The organism is Kribbella pittospori, assembly GCF_004331465.1.
GTDB lineage: Bacteria > Actinomycetota > Actinomycetes > Propionibacteriales > Kribbellaceae > Kribbella > Kribbella pittospori.
Map to the genome: position 1 here is coordinate 302,249 of NZ_SJKB01000004.1, position 17,025 is coordinate 319,273.

The 17,025-nt window shown below is 68.5% G+C and carries 11 protein-coding genes and 1 riboswitch; of the genes, 6 read left to right on the plus strand and 5 right to left on the minus strand.

Translation table 11 applies throughout. From position 1 onward, the window contains the following. Positions 1-12: 12 nt before the first annotated feature. Positions 13-2,004: a GAF domain-containing protein gene (locus tag E0H73_RS15065; protein ID WP_131355578.1), complete on the minus strand. Its 1,992-nt coding sequence runs from the start codon at positions 2,002-2,004 to the stop codon at positions 13-15. Positions 2,005-2,083: 79 nt separating this feature from the next. After that, entirely contained in the window at positions 2,084-2,689 is a 606-nt protein-coding gene (locus tag E0H73_RS15070; protein ID WP_131355581.1) for a winged helix-turn-helix domain-containing protein, read from the minus strand. Positions 2,690-2,992: 303 nt separating this feature from the next. Between E0H73_RS15070 and E0H73_RS15075 the strand changes: the two genes are divergently transcribed. Further along, positions 2,993-7,396, plus strand: coding sequence for a S8 family serine peptidase (locus E0H73_RS15075; protein ID WP_131355584.1), 4,404 nt, complete (start codon positions 2,993-2,995; stop codon positions 7,394-7,396). Positions 7,397-7,453: 57 nt separating this feature from the next. On the opposite strand, the gene E0H73_RS15080 is transcribed toward E0H73_RS15075, so the two are convergent. The 3 genes from E0H73_RS15080 to E0H73_RS15090 all read right to left on the minus strand — a co-directional run bounded on the left by E0H73_RS15080 (position 7,454) and on the right by E0H73_RS15090 (position 9,320). Then, positions 7,454-7,846 carry an NUDIX hydrolase gene (locus E0H73_RS15080; RefSeq protein WP_131355587.1) on the minus strand — a complete coding sequence of 131 codons (393 nt, stop codon included), beginning with the start codon at positions 7,844-7,846 and terminating at the stop codon, positions 7,454-7,456. After that, positions 7,825-8,646: a dihydropteroate synthase gene (gene folP, locus E0H73_RS15085; protein WP_131355589.1), complete on the minus strand. Its 822-nt coding sequence runs from the start codon at positions 8,644-8,646 to the stop codon at positions 7,825-7,827. The genes E0H73_RS15080 and folP overlap by 22 nt, the downstream gene beginning before the upstream one ends. Before the next feature lie 21 nt (positions 8,647-8,667). Beyond that, a riboswitch (ZMP/ZTP riboswitch) is annotated at positions 8,668-8,757 on the minus strand. Between the two features lie 14 nt (positions 8,758-8,771). Next, entirely contained in the window at positions 8,772-9,320 is a 549-nt protein-coding gene (locus E0H73_RS15090; protein WP_131355592.1) for a winged helix-turn-helix domain-containing protein, read from the minus strand. Positions 9,321-9,629: 309 nt separating this feature from the next. Here E0H73_RS15090 and arfA point away from each other — a divergent pair, with 309 nt between their 5' ends. The 5 genes from arfA (at position 9,630) to glgB (ending at position 17,018) form a co-directional block, all read left to right on the plus strand. Then, positions 9,630-10,553 (plus strand): channel-forming protein ArfA/OmpATb, encoded by a 924-nt coding sequence (arfA, locus tag E0H73_RS15095; RefSeq protein ID WP_131355595.1) that lies wholly within the window; start codon positions 9,630-9,632, stop codon positions 10,551-10,553. A 202-nt stretch (positions 10,554-10,755) separates the two neighbouring features. Then, positions 10,756-11,283, plus strand: a complete 528-nt coding sequence (locus E0H73_RS48385) for a sunset domain-containing protein (protein ID WP_131355598.1) — start codon at positions 10,756-10,758, stop codon at positions 11,281-11,283. 265 nt (positions 11,284-11,548) lie between these two features. Continuing rightward, the gene (treS, locus tag E0H73_RS15105) at positions 11,549-13,273 is read left to right on the plus strand and encodes a maltose alpha-D-glucosyltransferase (RefSeq protein ID WP_131355601.1); all 1,725 of its coding nucleotides are present in this window, start codon (positions 11,549-11,551) and stop codon (positions 13,271-13,273) included. Next, entirely contained in the window at positions 13,270-14,682 is a 1,413-nt protein-coding gene (locus tag E0H73_RS15110) for a maltokinase N-terminal cap-like domain-containing protein (protein WP_131355604.1), read from the plus strand. Before treS ends, E0H73_RS15110 begins: the two co-directional genes overlap by 4 nt. Positions 14,683-14,780: 98 nt before the next feature. Continuing rightward, the gene (glgB, locus tag E0H73_RS15115; protein WP_238164016.1) at positions 14,781-17,018 is read left to right on the plus strand and encodes a 1,4-alpha-glucan branching protein GlgB; all 2,238 of its coding nucleotides are present in this window, start codon (positions 14,781-14,783) and stop codon (positions 17,016-17,018) included. Positions 17,019-17,025: the final 7 nt, after the last annotated feature.

The following is a 17,025-nucleotide window of genomic DNA, read 5'->3' on the forward strand; positions in this document are numbered from 1 at the left end:
CTCCAGTGCCGATCAGGCGACGTCGAGGGGGAGCTCGACGTGCAGCGACGTTCCCTCGCCGACCGGGCTCGTGATCGTGATCCGCCCGCCGAGCGCCTCAACCCGGTCGGTGAGTCCGATCAGGCCGGAGCCGCGGGCCGGATCGGCTCCCCCGACGCCGTCGTCGCGAATGCTCAGCTCGAGTACGTCGTCGTGGATCGCGACCTGGATCTCGACCAGCGTGGCCTCGGCGTACTTCGCCGTGTTGGTGAGCGCCTCCGAGACGACGTAGTACGCCGCGACCTCGACCCGCTCGGCGAGCCGTTCGCCGACGTTCACGTCCAGCTTGACCGGTACGGCGGAACGCCGTCCGAGCGCCCGGAGTGCGGGGTCGAGACCACCCTCGGAGAGGATCGCCGGGTGGATGCCGCGGGAGAGTTCGCGGAGGTCGTTGAACACAGCGTCCAGTCCGCTGCTGATCTGAGTGAGCCGGGCGCGCAGGTCGGGTGTTGCGGCCGCCTCGACTCCACGCAGTTCGAGGCCCAGTGAGACAAGCCGCTGCTGGGCCCCGTCGTGCAGATCGCGCTCGAACCGGCGGCGGGCCAGGTCGGTGGTCTCGACGATCCGGGCCCGGGACGCCTCGAGGTCGGCGTGCGCCTTGAGGTTCGAGATCGCCGTCGCCAGCAGCTCGGTGAACTCGCCGATCTTGGATTCGGTGTCCGGCGGGAACGGCGCATCGCCCGTCGTCGATGCCGCGATCACGCCCCACATGCGGCCCTGGACGATGACCGGACAGCCGACCGACGACTGGATCCCGAGCCCCTGCGCCTCCTGCGCGATCGGGCCCGAGGCGCCGGCGAAGCTGTCCACGCGCATCGGGCGGCGAGTCTCTCGCACCAGCGCCGCGATACTCGGCCCCTGGAGCACGAAGCGAGTGCCGCTGGACAGTTGGTGATCGACGTCCCGGCTCCACACCCCGACCCCGGTCACTGTTCCGTCCGTCTCGTAACGCTCCAGCCTGGCCAGGTCGGCGCCGCTGAGCACCCCGACCTCACGGATCACTGTCTCGACAACCTCGGTCGAACGCCCACCACGAGCGACCAGCGTCGCGACCCGCCGCAGCGCGGCCTGTTCGTCCAGCAGACGTTCGACCTGCCGTCGTGCTTCGAGGTTGGCGATCGCGGTGGCCGCGAGCTCGGTGAAGTCGATCAGCCGCGACTCCGTGTCCGGCGGGAGCGGATCGGCAATGGACCAGACGATCATCACTCCCCACAACTCGCCCGCGACGATGATCGGCGCTCCGACCACGGACTTGACCCCCAGCCCGCGGGTGACCTTCAGTCGGTGCTCGATGTCGTCGTAGTTGTCGATCCGGGCGACGCGGCCGGTCCGCAGTACATCGCCGGCCACGCTCCTGCCCTCGAGTCTGCTGCGCTCGTAGGGTGCGGGATCGTAGCCGGGCCTGCTCCACGCCGTCAGGTTCACAATCTCGTCGCCCTCGTACCGGATGATGCGGGTCGCGTCCACGGCGAGCAGCGCGCCGACCTCCTCTGCCACAGCTCCGAGCAACTTCTGCGCAGGCACCCCTTCGGCGACCCCTGTCGCCACCCGTCGCAACGCCGCCTGCTCGTCGGCGAGCTCCGCTCGTGCCACCTCGGCAGTCTGGGCCTGACGAGTCGCGTGCGCCGCCAGCTCGCCGATCAGGACCGACACCGCCAGGTAGACGAGCAGATCGACGAGGTTCGACCAGACCGGGAATCCGGGCGGATGGGTCGGGGTCAGGTGGTACCAGTCGTAGGCGAGCATGCCTGCCATCGCGATCGGAACGGCGTACGCGATGCCGATCAACTTGGTCACCAGGACGACGGTGGTGACGAGCGGAACGGCCAGGATCACGATCAGCGCGTCCGACGTGATCCAGGCGGCGAGTACTGCCACCACGACGAACGTCCCGGCGCCGGCAAGGAAGGCCAGGACGATCTCCGCGACTCGAGGGGCCCGTCGCGGGTGCGGCAGGGTACTCACCAGATGAGGCTAGCGACGAAGGACACCCGGCGGACAGAGAGCAGACCCCGGGAAACCCCCGGGGCAGACCACGGGTCCGTCAGCCGGCCCGCAACCCCATGATCGCCGGGCGCTGGTGATCGGTGAGCCGGAAGCCGGTGCCCCGGACCGCGTCGATGGTGACCGTGGTGCCGAGTTCGTCCAGCTTGCGGCGCAGCCGCTTCACCACCGAGTGGACGTCGGCGGTCCCCCTCAGGTCCCGGTTGCGCCACACCGCCTGGTGCAGGGCGTCGTACGTCCAGACGCGCAGCGGCGCTGTCATCAGCCGGGCGAGCAGGTCGTTCTCGAGCTCGGTGAGCTGGACCTCGCGGCCGCGCCACCGGGCGACCGAGCGGGACCGGTCGCTCGTCAGTACGTCGGCATCGGGGTCGTCGGGCGTCTTCGCCACGACCGCCTCGACCGCCTCGGGCTCGGGCGGTTCGGGGTGCTCGGGCGGGGCCGGTGGGGACTGCTGGGCGGGTGCCAGCAGTTTGCGCAGTTCCTCGAGGCTGGACACGAGGAGCAGCGGAGCGACGTCGTCGACGAGCTCGGCGAGCCGGACACGATCCTCCGGGGAGGCCGCGACCGCGATCAGCAGCGGAAACGATTCCCGGTCGGTCGAGGTCAGGTCGACGTCCTCGGGGGCGGGGACACGGGCGGTGACCATCCGATCACGATGTCAACCTCTGCCTCGGATCGTCAACGGACTGCCAATCTTTGACCAGGTTGCCTTGATTCGGGGCGACGGCTAGTCACATCTTGCTCACCATGTGTGCTTGTTCCCCCTCTGATCTGACACATAGGGTCCTCGTCAGGCTCGCGATGTCACATGTCGCGACCTGGGGGGCACGGAGCGTTCGCGCACGGGACTCGAATCCGCCCACGCGAGGACCCTTGCACCTCTGCACCAACTGACTCGGGGGAGTCGACTCGGGGTCGTTTCAAGTGAGGGGCTGCAGAGATGTCAGACATGAGACGAAGGGGGCTCGCCAGAACACTGGTGGGCGCCCTGGCGACGGTGGCCGTCGTCGCGACCGGGCTGGCAGGCGCCGGCCAGGCGCAGGCGTCACCGCCCACCAAGCCCGAGGCCACTCCGGCAAGCAAGATCAAGCCGGAGCTGATGGCCCAACTGGACGGCAAGGACGCCAAGGCGGCGTCCGACTACTGGATCCGGTTCGCCGCCAAGGCCGACCTGACCGCCGCGAGCAAGATCACCAACTGGAACGAGCGCGGCACCGCCGTCGCCGCGGCACTGCGCAAGACCGCCGCGGAGAGCCAGGCGAAGATCCGCGCCGAGCTGGACGCGCAGCACGTCAAGTACCAGGCCTTCTGGGGCACGAACGCGATCCGGATCAACAGCGGATCGCTCACCCTGGCCCAGAACCTGGCCACCCACGCCGAGGTCGAGGGCCTGTACGCCCCGATGAAGATCGAGGTGCCCAAGATCACCCAGGGCACGACCGAGCACGAGATCAACGCGGTCGAGTGGGGCATCGCCAACATCAACGCCGACGACGTCTGGTCGCAGTTCGGCGACAAGGGCGAGGGCATCACCATCGCCAGCATCGACACCGGGGTCCAGTACGACCACCCGGCGCTGGTCAAGCAGTACCGCGGTAACAACGGCGACGGCACGTTCGACCACAACTACAACTGGTTCGACGCGGCCGGCACCTGCGGCAACGCACCGTGTGACGGCAACGGTCACGGCACCCACACGATGGGCACCATGGCCGGTGACGACGGCGCCGGCAACCAGATCGGCGTCGCGCCGGGGGTCAAGTGGATCGCCGCGAACGGCTGCTGCCCGACCGACGCTGCCCTGATCGCCTCCGGTCAGTGGATGCTCGAGCCGACCGACCTGGCCGGGAACAACCCCGACGCCGGCAAGCGGCCGAACATCATCAACAACTCCTGGGGTTCGCAGCTGCCGTCGAACGACCCGTTCATGGAGGACATCACCAACAACTGGAAGGACTCCGGCATCTTCGGGGCCTTCGCGAACGGCAACAGTGGTGAGCTCGGCTGCAACAGCAGCGGGTCGCCGGGCAGCCTGACCAGCAACTACTCGGCGGGCGCCTACGACATCAACAACAACATCGCGTCGTTCTCCGGCCGTGGTGTCGGTCAGAACGGCACGATCAAGCCGAACATCTCGGCCCCCGGCGTCAACGTCCGGTCCAGCCTCCCCGGCAACACCTACGGCGCCTTCAACGGTACGTCGATGGCCACCCCGCACCTCGCGGGCACCGTCGCACTGCTGTGGGCCGCGTCGCCGGCTCTCAAGGGTGACGTGGACGCCACCCGGGCGCTGCTGAACCAGACCGCGATCGACACGCCGAACAGCCAGTGCGGCGGAACCGACGCCAACAACAACGTGTTCGGCCAGGGCCGTCTGGACGCACTCGCCCTGCTGAACGCCGCGCCGATCGGCGACACAGGCACCCTGTCGGGCACGGTCACCGCCGCCACCGGTGGTGCCCCGCTCGCCGGCGCGTCCGTGACGGTGAAGCAGGCCGGCCAGCCGGACCGCGTGCTGACCACCACCAGCACCGGCGCGTTCTCGTCCGTCCTTCCGGCCGGGAGCTACGACCTGACCGCGGCATCGTTCGGGTACCAGACCCAGACCGCCACGGTCGCCATCACCACCGGGAACACCACCACCCAGAACTTCGCTCTGGTGAGCTCGCCGCAGGTGAACGTCGGCGGCAGCATCACCGACGGCTCCGGCCACGGCTGGCCGCTGTACGCGAAGGTCAGCGTCGAGGGTCCAGGTGGCGTGTTCGACTACACCACCCCGACCAACGGCCGCTTCAGCCTGAAGGTCCCGGCCGGCGCGTCGTACTCGCTCAAGGTGGAGTCGCAGTACCCGGGCTACCAGACGGTCAGCGAGCCGATCACGGTCGGCTCCGGCAACCTGACCAAGAACATCGCTGTCCCGGTCCGTACCGACGCCTGCACCACGGCGCCGGGCTACCGGTACGGCTCCGACGGCACCTACCAGACGTTCGACTCCGGTAGCACCCCGAGCGGCTGGTCCGTCGTCGACAACAAGGGCAACGGGCAGGTCTGGCAGTTCAACGACCCGGGTGCCCGGGGCAACCTGGCCGGCGGTACCGGCGGTACCGCGATCATCGACAGCGACAAGTACGGTCCGGGCGGTTCGCAGGACACGTCGCTGGTCAGCCCGGTCGTGGACCTGACCGCGGTCACCGCTCCGGTGATCCGGTTCAACCAGGACCTCAACTGGCTCGGCGGGGAGAAGGCCGACGTGGACCTGTCGATCGACGGCGGTGCCACCTGGGCCAACGTGCTCGCGCAGGCGACCGACGTCCGTGGGCTCAAGGAGATCGCGATCCCGCAGGCGGCCGGCAAGTCCGCCGTGCAGGTCCGGTTCCACTACTACGACGCGCAGTACGAGTGGTGGTGGCAGGTCGACAACGTGCTGATCGGCAGCCAGGTCACCTGTGAGCCTGCTGGTGGCGGCATCGTCGTCGGCAACGTCAAGGACGCCAACACGAACGGTTTCGTGAACGGTGCGGTCGTCACTCGTGACGGCAACCCGGCCGAGACCGCGACCACCGTGGCGACGCCCGAGGACACCGGTCTGAACGACGGCTTCTACTGGCTGTACTCCTCGGAGTCCGGCGACCAGGGCTTCACCGCCAAGGCCGGCAACTACGTCACGGCGCAGCAGACCGTGGGCGTCGAGGCCGACTGGGTCACCGCAGCCGACTACTCACTGGCCGCGGGCCGGCTGAGCGTCACCCCGGGCAGCATCTCGGGCAACCTGAAGCTGCCGTCGGGCAAGGTCACCAAGTCGTTCACCGTCACCAACACCGGCGGTGCCGGCGTCGACGTCAAGTTCGGCGAGCGGGACAACGGCTTCGTACTGCAGAACGCGAACGGCTCCACCACCAGCAAGACGCAGGTGCTGACCGGCGCCGGCGCCCCGCTGCAGCGGCTGCAGGTGCCGACCTCGTTCGGCAAGGTGATGTCGGGCAAGACGGCCGTCAAGACCGCGGCCGCGAACCCGTTGGCCGCACCGTGGGCCGACATCGCCGACTACCCGGCGACCGTGATGGACAACCGGGTGGTCAACCTGGACGGCAAGATCTACTCGATTGCCGGTGGCAACGGTAGCGTCTCGTCGGCGAACAGCTACGTGTACGACCCGGCGACGATGGCGTGGACCGCCATCGCTGCGCTGCCGGCTGCTCGCAACGCCATCACCGTCGGTGTCGTGGGTGGCAAGATCATTGCCAGCTCCGGCTGGGCCGACGCCGGTCCGGACCCGGCGACCTGGGCGTACGACCCGGCCGCCAACGCCTGGAGCGCGCTCGCCGCGAACCCGGCTCCCCGGGCCGCGGCAGGTCAGGCGGTCCTCGACGGCAAGCTGTACGCCGTCGGCGGCTGCACGACCTCGGCCTGTCTCCCGATGAGCAACACGGTGGTCCGCTACGACGCGGCCGCCAACAGCTGGGAGACGCTGGCGAACTACCCGAAGTCGGTCGCGTTCGCATCCTGCGGCGCCATCGACGGCAAGCTGTACTGCGCCGGCGGTAACGACGGCGTGAACTCGCTCAAGTCGGCCTACGTCTACGACCCGGGTGCGAACTCGTGGACCGCGATTCCGGACGCTCCGGCCGACCACTGGGCGGCGTCGTACGCCGTCGCCAGCGGCAAGCTGCTGGTCGTCGGCGGTGTCCAGGCCGGTGCCGTCACCAACGCCGGGTTCGCCTATGACCCGGCGGCCGACAGCTGGTCCGCCCTGCCGAACTCCAACCTGCCGCGGTACCGCGGTGGCGCGGCGTGCGGCTTCTACAAGATCGGTGGCTCGTCCGGTGGCTTCACCGCCACGGTGGACAGCGAGGCCCTGCCGGGTCTCGAGGGCTGCTCGGAGTCGTCGGCGGACGTGAGCTGGATGTCCATCGACAAGACCGAGGCGACGCTGGCTCCCGGCCAGTCGACCACCGTCAAGGTCACGCTCAACGCGAACGTCGACCAGCCCGGCACGTACAGCGGGCAGGTCTCGATCGGCGAGAACACCCCGTACTCCGTTCCCGCGGTGGACGTGACGATGAACGTCACCCCGCCGAACACCTGGAGCAAGCTGCAGGGCACCGTCACGGGCGTCAGCTCGTCCGGCGCCAGCGCACCGCTCCCGGGGGCGATCGTGCAGGTGGACTCGTGGGCGCAGTCCTACACCTTCATCACCGACAAGGACGGCAACTACGCCTACTGGCTGGACCGTCGCAACAACCCGCTCACCCTGATCGCCGCGAAGGACGGCTACAAGCCCCAGACCCGGACCACCCGGCTCGTCGCAGGTGAACCGGTCACCGAGGACTTCGCCCTGAAGTCCATCAAGTAGCAGTGAAGTAGTCAGGGCCGGCCCCACTCGGATCTTCCGGGTGGGGCCGGTCCCGATTCACAACCGCGGGAGGACCTCCGCGAAGAACTCACGGTCCCCCGCGAAGATCGGTTGCAACGCAAGGAACTCTGCGGGCGTGACCCAGCGGGTCTCGCTCACCTCGCGCGGATCGGCCGTCACCTCGCCGGCTGATGCGTCCGCGGTCCACCAGTGCAGAACGTAGTCGCCTCCGGCGGCGGTCGATTCCCAGACCTTGGCCAGTGGGGTGACGGCCAAGCCGACCTCCTCCTGGACCTCGCGGACCAGAGCGTCCTCCTGGCTCTCGCCAGGTTCGAGGGTGCCGCTGAGAGGCGCCCAGTAACCGGGCATACGCGCCCCAGGGCCGCGGCGGATGACGAGTACCTGGTCGGCTTGTCGCAGTACGGCGACTATCGCTTCGTGCTGAGGCATTCGGCGCCATTCGTCAGAGTGGTGTGGACGATGAGTGCGGTGGAGAGAGCGGCCGGGTCGTGGGTGCGGATGTAGTCCGCGCCCTGGGTGGTGGCGTGGAGTTCGGCCGCGAGGGTGGCGGGGCCGATGTCGGACAGGCCCGTGTTCGTGAGCGTGCGCAGGAAGGACTTGCGGGACGGCGAGACGAGGACCGGGAGGTTGTAGCGGCTCTTGAGGCGGCCCAGGTTGGCGAGGACGGTGAGCGACGGTTCCGGAGTACTGCCCAGGAAGTAGCCGAGGCCGGGATCCAGGATCAGGCGGTCGCGGGCGATGCCGGCTGACTCGAGGGCGGTGACGCGGCCGTCGAAGAATCGCTCGATGGCCGGCCAGATCGTCTGTGGCTCGGTCCGGACCTTGGTGGCCGGTCCGAGGCGCTGGATCGAGTGCATCACCACCAGCTGACACGTCAGCGCGGCCAGTTCGTCGTACCGACGTGGGTCCGGGAAGCCTTGGATGTCGTTCAGGTACGTCGCTCCGTGCGCGGCGGCGTACCGCTGCGTGGCCGGATGGTAGGAGTCGACGGCCAGCGGCAGGTCCGCCAGCGCGTCGAGCACTGGAGCCAGCCGGGCGATCTCCTGCTCGGGCGTCACTTTGGCGGCATCCGGGTGGCTGGACGCCGGGCCGAGTTCGATGATGTCGGCGCCACCGGCGTGCAACCGGCGCGCATGGGCGATTGCCTTGTCCGCCACGAGGTAGCGACCACCGTCGGAGAACGAGTCCTCGGTGATGTTGACGATGCCGACCAGCAACGGTCGATCCATGACAAGGCCTCCCGGTCGATCCGAAGAAGCCCAGGCGCTCGGCGTACGTCATCCAGACGAGATCGCTCCCCGGTGGTTCGCCCACCTCACGCGCCAGTCACGATCCGGCGCAAACGCTACCTCAGTTACGTCGTCGGGAGGAGGTGGAAGCCGACGCCGCGGACCGCGTGGATGGTGACGGTGGCGCCGAGGTTCGCGAGCTTCTGGCGCAGCCGCTTCACCACGGAGTGGATGTGCGAGCCGTGGCCGAGGTGCTCGTTGCCCCAGACGGCGTGGTGCAGGTGCTGGTACGTCCAGACCCGGCCGGGCTCCTCCACCAGGCAGTGCAGGAAGTCGTGCTCGAGCCGGGTCAGCGGCACCTCGCGGTCCTTCCAGCGCACCACCCGCCGGTCGACGTCCAGGAACAGCTCCTCCTCCTGCACCGGCTCCGGCTCAGCGGTCGGCACTGCCATGATCTGGGCAGGGTGCTCGGCATTGGGCAGCACGGTCGGGGTCAGCACGACCGATCCGGCCGACGAGGTCACCCCTGTGAGCGCGAGGAACGTACGGGCCTGCTCGGCACTGGACACCAGCAACAACGCGTCCGCCCCACCCAGCAACCGCGCGAGCCGCACCCGTTCGGCCGTGGACGTGGCCACACCGATGATCAACGACGAATCCGACGGCCTCTCCATGCGCGCCCTCCCCTGTCAACGCAGCCAGCCCGGACCCCGACCTAAGTACGGTTTACGGCGCGAAGTAAGTCAAGGGATTCCCTGCGCGCAGGCCTGGCACAAATGCGAATTGTCCAAGACAGGACAAGGCCGGTACCCCGAAGAACTGTCCGCACCCTGTCGAGTACTCCGGGTTAAGAAAAGAAGACATTCGAATAAAAATGATCCCGTGATCATCGCGACGCTCCCGTCGTTGCTGTGCAGTCGGGGCGCCAAGCGGAGTAATGTCCACGCGCACGGTCCTTCTTGACCGCACCCGACGGAGGAACAGTGCCCGGATTCGTTCGGCGGCCGGTCGTCGTCTGGCTGCTGGCAGCTCTCGCCGTACCCGTGCTGCTGACCGCTGTGCTGATTCCGTCGATCGCGGACACCGAGGACGACCAATCCGCGCCGGCAGCACAGACCTCCAGCAGTACGCCGTCCCCCACCGAGGCACGCACCGAGTCGTCGATGCCGCCGTTCGAGGTCGGCCGGACGGACAACTCGATCCGGGTCCGCACCGTGGTCAAGGACCAGGCGGTCAAGGACGCGATCGCCGCCGACGTCGACCAGGTGCTCGGCCCGGACCGCGAGTTCGACAACCGGATCACGGTCGACGCCGCGACCGGCCTGGCCGACGCCGCCGTACTCTCCTCGCTCCTGCACGCCCTCGCGATCGGGACCGGCGACGCCTCCGTCCGGTACGACGGGACCACGGTGACGCTGACGGGCGAGGTACCGGAACAGGCGACCAAGGCCACTGTGGCCCGCGCCGCGGCCAAGGCAGTCCCGGGCGCGGTGATCGCGGACCAGATGCAGGTCCCGGCGCAGAAGCCGGAAGTCAGTGAGCCGTGCCGGACGTTCCAGAGCCGGCTGTCGGAGTTCACCCGGCAGCACACGATCATCTTCCTGTCCGGGACGTCGATCGTGAACAACGCCTCGAAGCCGTCCGTCGTCCGGGCCGCGACACTGCTCAAGTCGTGCCCGACGGTGCGCGTCGAGTTGGCCGGTCACACCGACAACCTCGGTTCCGCGGCGTCCAGTCTGCCGCTGTCCGCGCAGCGTGCCGCCGCGGTCAAGCGCGAGCTGGTCCGGCTCGGCGTCCCGGCCGACCGGATGGTCGCCAACGGCTACGGCGAATCCTTCCCGGTCGCGAGCAACGGCACGGCCGCCGGCCGGATCGCGAACCGCCGCGTCGAGATCCGCATCCTGTAGCGATCAGCCCAGCCTGGCCGCTGGTGCTATCCGCGAGCTGTATCCGCTACCGTCGTCGGGATCCGTGGTCCGTAGATTCTCTAGGGGACTCCATGAGTTGGCTGATCGCACAGGTCTGGATCTTGCTGCTGGTCTCGTTCGTGCTCGGCAGCGCGGCGGCCTGGCTGGTGTACCGCCTCCGGCCGTCGAAGGGCGCGCACTGATGAGCTCACTGCTGCGGAACAACTGGCTGTGGTCGCTGCTGGCGTTCGTACTCGGCGCGGCGATCACCTGGGTCCTGCTCGACCGCCGCGTACCCGTCGCTGCCTCGGACCCGGCGCCCATCGAGGAAGAACCGGTCGAGGAGAGAGAAGCGGTCCTGGTCAGCGCCGAGGCCGCGCCCGAGCCGGTGTTCTCCCGGTTGATGGCACCAGGCCGGCCCGAGGAGTTGACGCTCTTCGACCCAGATCCCGACACCAACGCGACCGAGCCACAGGTGCACGACGACGTACCGCCGGGACGGTACGGTGTGGGCTCGGCCGACGCGGTACCGCACCAGGGTCCGCCGGACGGGTTCACCATCAAGGGCAACGCCCAGTCGATGCTGTTCCACACCCCTGACTCGCCGTACTACGGCCGGACCAAACCCGAGGTCTGGTTCCGCAGCGAGGCCGACGCCGAACGCGCCGGTTTCACCAAGTACGCCCGCCGTCCGCGCAAGTCGGCGAACCCGGGGAACACTGACGGATAGGGCGTCGAGGCCCCTATTTGCCTGGACTGGCAAAAGACCGTCAGACTGACCTGCAACGCCCTCCCGGAACCGTCCTTCCGACGGCGTCACCACGTCATCGGTCTCCTCCGGATCCATCGCGCTGTCCCCTCTCCGGACCCGTCCGCCGGAGTACGAACCCTGCAACGGGGTACGTGAACCAGTGCATGCCCGGGCGAGCCCACCCACACACACCGCCACCTGCCGTGGCGGCAGGCCGCTGTACCGCTAGGTTTGGAGACACCCGATGGAGGTGAGCGTGACCGACATGCTGCCGGAGCAGCACCACGGACTGACGAAGAGTGACCCGCTGTGGTTCAAGCGGGCCGTCTTCTACGAGGTCCTCGTGCGGTCGTTCAAGGACTCGAACGCCGACGGCATCGGCGATCTGCAAGGCCTGACCGAGAAACTCGACTACCTCGAGTGGCTCGGCGTGGATTGCCTCTGGTTACCCCCGTTCTACCCGTCGCCGCTGCGCGACGGCGGCTACGACATCTCCGACTACACCGGAGTCATGCCGGAGGTCGGCACGATCCCCGACTTCGCCGCGTTCATGGAGGCCGCGCACGCGCGCGGGATCCGGATCATCGTCGACTTCGTGATGAACCACACCTCCGACCAGCACCCCTGGTTCCAGGCGTCCCGATCGGACCCGGACGGACCGTACGGCGACTTCTACGTCTGGTCCGACACCGACGACAAGTACGCCGACGCGCGCATCATCTTCGTCGACACCGAGACCTCGAACTGGACCTGGGACCCGGTCCGCGGCCAGTACTTCTGGCACCGGTTCTACTCCAACCAGCCGGACCTGAACTTCGAGAACCCGGCTGTCGGCGACGCGATGATCGAGGCGCTGAAGTTCTGGCTCGACCTCGGCGTGGACGGCTTCCGGCTGGACGCGGTGCCGTACCTGTTCGAGACCGAGGGCACCAACTGCGAGAACCTGCCGCGCACCCACGAGTTCCTCAAGCGGGTCCGCAAGGAGGTGGACGCGAACTACACCGACCGCGTCCTGCTCTGCGAGGCGAACCAGTGGCCGGCCGACGTGGTCGAGTACTTCGGCGACCGCAAGTCCGGCGGCGACGAGTGCCAGATGGCGTTCCACTTCCCGGTGATGCCGCGCATCTTCATGAGCGTACGGCGCGAATCGCGGTTCCCGATCTCGGAGATCCTCGCGCAGACCCCGGAGATCCCGGAGACCTGCCAGTGGGGCATCTTCTTGCGCAACCACGACGAGTTGACGCTCGAGATGGTCAGCGACGAGGACCGCGACTACATGTGGGGCGAGTACGCCCACGACCCGCGGATGAAGGCCAACATCGGCATCCGCCGCCGGCTGGCGCCACTGCTGGACAACGACATCAACAAGATGGAGTTGTTCACCGCACTGCTGCTCAGCCTGCCCGGCTCCCCGATCCTGTACTACGGCGACGAGATCGGCATGGGCGACAACATCTGGCTGGGCGACCGTGACGGCGTCCGGACCCCGATGCAGTGGTCGCCGGACCGCAACGCCTCGTTCTCCACGGCCACGCCGGGCAAGCTCAACCTCCCGGTGATCATGGACCCGGTCTACGGCTTCCAGGCGGTCAACGTCGAGGCCGAGATGGAGAACGCCTCGTCGCTGCTGCACTGGACCCGGCGGATGATCCAGACCCGCAAGCAGCACCCGTGTTTCGGCATGGGTACTTTCACGGACCTGGGGGGTTCGAATCCGAGCGTGCTGTCCTACGTTCGCCAGTTCGGTGACGACGTGGTGCTGTGCGTGAACAACCTGTCGCGCTTCCCGCAGCCGATCGAGCTGGACCTGCGGCAGTGGCAAGGGGTGGAGCCGATCGAACTGCTCGGCGGAGTGCACTTCCCGACCATCGGGGAGCTGCCCTACCTCCTGACGCTCGGCTCCCACGGTTTCTACTGGTTCCGGCTTCCGGTCGCGAAGCCGGCTGACCATGAGGAGAGCAATTCGTGACTTCCCATCTGGACCAGGTCCAGTCCTTCTGCGCGAGCCAGAGGTGGTTCGGTGAGAAGGGACACGACGTCCATGTCGACGCGATGGCCACCTCGGTGTGGCTGTCCGAGGCCGGCGTCTGGCCCGCGGTCCGGATCGGGTTCGTCTACTGCGCCGGTCCGCCCGGGTCGGAAACCCCGATCCGGGTGTACCAGCTGCCGCTCAGCTATCACCAGACACCGGTCGAGAACCTCGGCCACGCCCTGGTCGGTGAGTGGGAGGAGCCAGACCTCGACGGCGCCCTGGTCTGGGTGTACGACGCGTTGCACGACAAGGAAGCGACGCCGTACTGGCTGGAGGGGCTGACCCACGGACGACAGCTGGACGGGGTGGAGTTCCACCCGGTCCACTCACCCGACCGGAGCACCGTCGTACCGGAGGACGCGCAGTCGCTGGTGCTCACGGTGGAGCAGAGCAATACGTCGCTGGTGTTCTCGGACGTGGCTCTGCTGAAGGTGTTCCGCCGGCTCGAGCCCGGGAGCAACCCCGGGGTCGAGATCGAGTCGGCGCTCACCGAGGCCGGGTCCGAGCTGGTTCCGGAGGTGCTCGGATCGGCGCGCGGCTCGTGGCCGCGGGCCGGCGGCGGCACCGACAGCGGTGAGCTGGCGATGATGACGGCGTTCCAGAAGAACGCCACCGACGGCTGGTCGTTCGCGACCTCGTCGGTGCGGGACCTGTACGCCGAGGCCGACCTGCATGCTGAGGAGGTCGGCGGGGACTTCGCGGCCGAGTCGCACCGGCTCGGCGCGAGCACCGCGCAGGTCCACTCCGAGCTGGCCAAGGCGCTCGGCACGGACATCTGGGAGCCATCGAAGCTGGTCGAGCACTCCGCAGCGATGCGCCGCCGCCTCGACCTCGCCGCCACGGCCATCCCTGAACTCATGCCGTACGCCGACGGGCTGGCGCGCGCGTTCGACGCGCTGGCTGTGCTCGACCAGCCGGTGACGGTGCAGCGAATCCATGGCGACTTCCACCTGGGCCAGGTCCTGCGGACCATCGACGGCTGGAAGCTGATCGACTTCGAGGGCGAGCCGGCCAAGTCGCTGATCGAGCGGCGGGCGCTGGACACTCCGGTGAAGGACATCGCCGGGATGCTCCGGTCGTTCGACTACGCGGCACGGTCGCTGCTGGCCGACCACGAGGGCGACCAGCAGATCGCCTACCGCGCGGCCGAGTGGGCCAGCCGGAACCAGCGCGCCTTCTGCGACGGATACGCCGAGGTCGCGGGCACCGACCCGCGCGAGCAGGACGTCTTGCTGAGCGCGTTCCTGGCCGACAAGGTGATCTACGAAGTGCTCTACGAGGCCCGGAACCGGCCGACCTGGCTGCAGATCCCGCTCTCCGCAGCGGCCCACCTGGCCGGGAAGTAGCCCTCCCCCGGGCTCGCCGTCCGCGGCGTTTGTGTACGTCCGGACTCGGCGGGTACGGGGTGCGGTGAATGCAGACTCGATCGGGCAGGATGGGGTTCATGGGAGCGAGCGAGCACGACGCCATGGAGGTGCCGGTCGTACCGGCGGAGAAGCCTGTGGTGACGGCGGTTCCGGTGGACCGGACGGTGCTGGAGCGGCTGGTCGGCGGGACGTACCACGACCCGCATCAGGTTCTCGGGCCGCATCTCGGCGAGCACGGCGTCACGGTTCGCGTGCTGCGCCCGTTCGCCCAGACGGTGACCGTGCTGCACGACGGCCGGCGGCTCGACCTGCGGCACGAGTTCGAGGGCGTCTGGGTCGGCGTACTGGTGGACCTCGACAAGGTTCCCGACTACCGCCTCGAGATCACCTACACCGACGGTCCGGCGATCGAGCTGGACGACCCGTACCGCTACCTCCCGTCGCTCGGTGAGGTCGACCTGCACCTGATCGGCGAGGGCCGGCACGAGCAGTTGTGGACTGTCCTCGGCGCCCACGTCCGCCGCTACGACGGTCCCACCGGGGCAGTCACGGGGACGTCGTTCGCGGTCTGGGCGCCCGGCGCGCAGGGCATCCGGCTGACCGCGGACTTCAACTTCTGGGACGGCCGTGCGCACCCGATGCGCTCGCTGGGATCGTCCGGCGTCTGGGAGATCTTCGTCCCTGGCGTCGGCCCGGGTACGCGGTACAAGTTCGACATCTGCGGTCGCGACGGCGTCTGGCGGCAGAAGGCCGACCCGATGGCCAACCTCGCCGAGACTCCCCCGGCGAACGCTTCCGTCGTGCACGAGTCGTCGTACGAATGGAACGACGCGGCCTGGCTGGAGCGGCGGGCGGCGGCTGAGCCGCACGCCGAGCCGATGAGCGTGTACGAGGTGCACCTCGGCTCCTGGCGGAAGGGGAAGTCGTACCGCGAGCTGGCCGACGAGCTTGTTGCCTATGTCAACGAGATGGGCTTCACGCACGTCGAGTTGATGCCGGTGATGGAGCACCCGTTCGGCGGCTCGTGGGGCTACCAGGTGACGTCGTACTTCGCGCCCACCTCGCGCTTCGGCGACCCCGACGACTTCCGGCACCTCGTCGACGCGCTGCACCAGGCCGGCATCGGTGTGATCGTCGACTGGGTGCCCGCACACTTCCCGAAGGACGCCTGGGCACTGGCCCGGTTCGACGGTACGCCGCTCTACGAGCACCCGGATCCGCGTCGTGGCGAGCAGCCGGACTGGGGCACGCTGGTGTTCGACTTCGGCCGGCCGCAGGTGCGCAACTTCCTGGTCGCGAACGCGATCTATTGGGCCGAGGAGTACCACATCGACGGGCTGCGGGTGGACGCGGTCGCCTCGATGCTCTACCTGGACTACTCGCGCGCCGAGGGTCAGTGGGTGCCGAACCAGTACGGCGGCCGGGAGAACCTGGAGGCTGTCTCGTTCCTGCAGGAGATGAACGCCACCCTCTACAAGCGCGTCCCCGGCGTCATCACCGTCGCCGAGGAGTCGACCTCGTGGCCGGGCGTCACCCGGGCCACGCATCTGGGCGGGCTCGGATTCGGCTTCAAGTGGAACATGGGCTGGATGAACGACTCGCTCCGCTACCTGGAGCACGAGCCGATCCACCGGCAGTACCACCACCACGAGCTGACGTTCTCGATGATGTACGCCTACTCGGAGAACTTCGTGCTCCCGCTGTCCCACGACGAGGTTGTGCACGGCAAGGGTTCGCTGCTCCGCAAGATGCCCGGCGACCGGTGGCAGCAGCTGGCGACACTCCGCGCGTACCTGGCGATGATGTGGGCGCACCCGGGCAAGCAGCTGCTGTTCATGGGCTCGGAGTTCGGCCAGGAATCGGAGTGGTCCGAGAAGGGCGAGCTCGACTGGTGGCTGCTGGACCACTCGGACCACCGCGGTCTGCAGCAGCTGGTCCGCGACCTGAACGGCGTCTACCGCGACACCGCGGCGCTGTGGCGGACCGACCACGCGCCGGAGAAGTTCACCTGGATCGACGCCAACGACGCGAGCAACAACATCTTCTCCTTCGTCCGGTACGGCGACGACGGTGAACCGACCATCGCCTGCGTCGCGAACTTCTCCGCCGTGCCGCACCATGGCTACCGGCTCGGCCTGCCGTACGGCGGCGAGTGGGCGGAGGCGGTCAACACCGACGCCGAGACGTACGGCGGTTCGGGTGTCGGCAACTTCGGCTCGGTCCAGGCAGACGGACCGGAGTGGCACGGGATGTCGACCAGCGCCGAGCTGTCCGTCCCACCCCTGGCGACGCTGTACCTGCGGTACACCGGGTAGCGTTCAC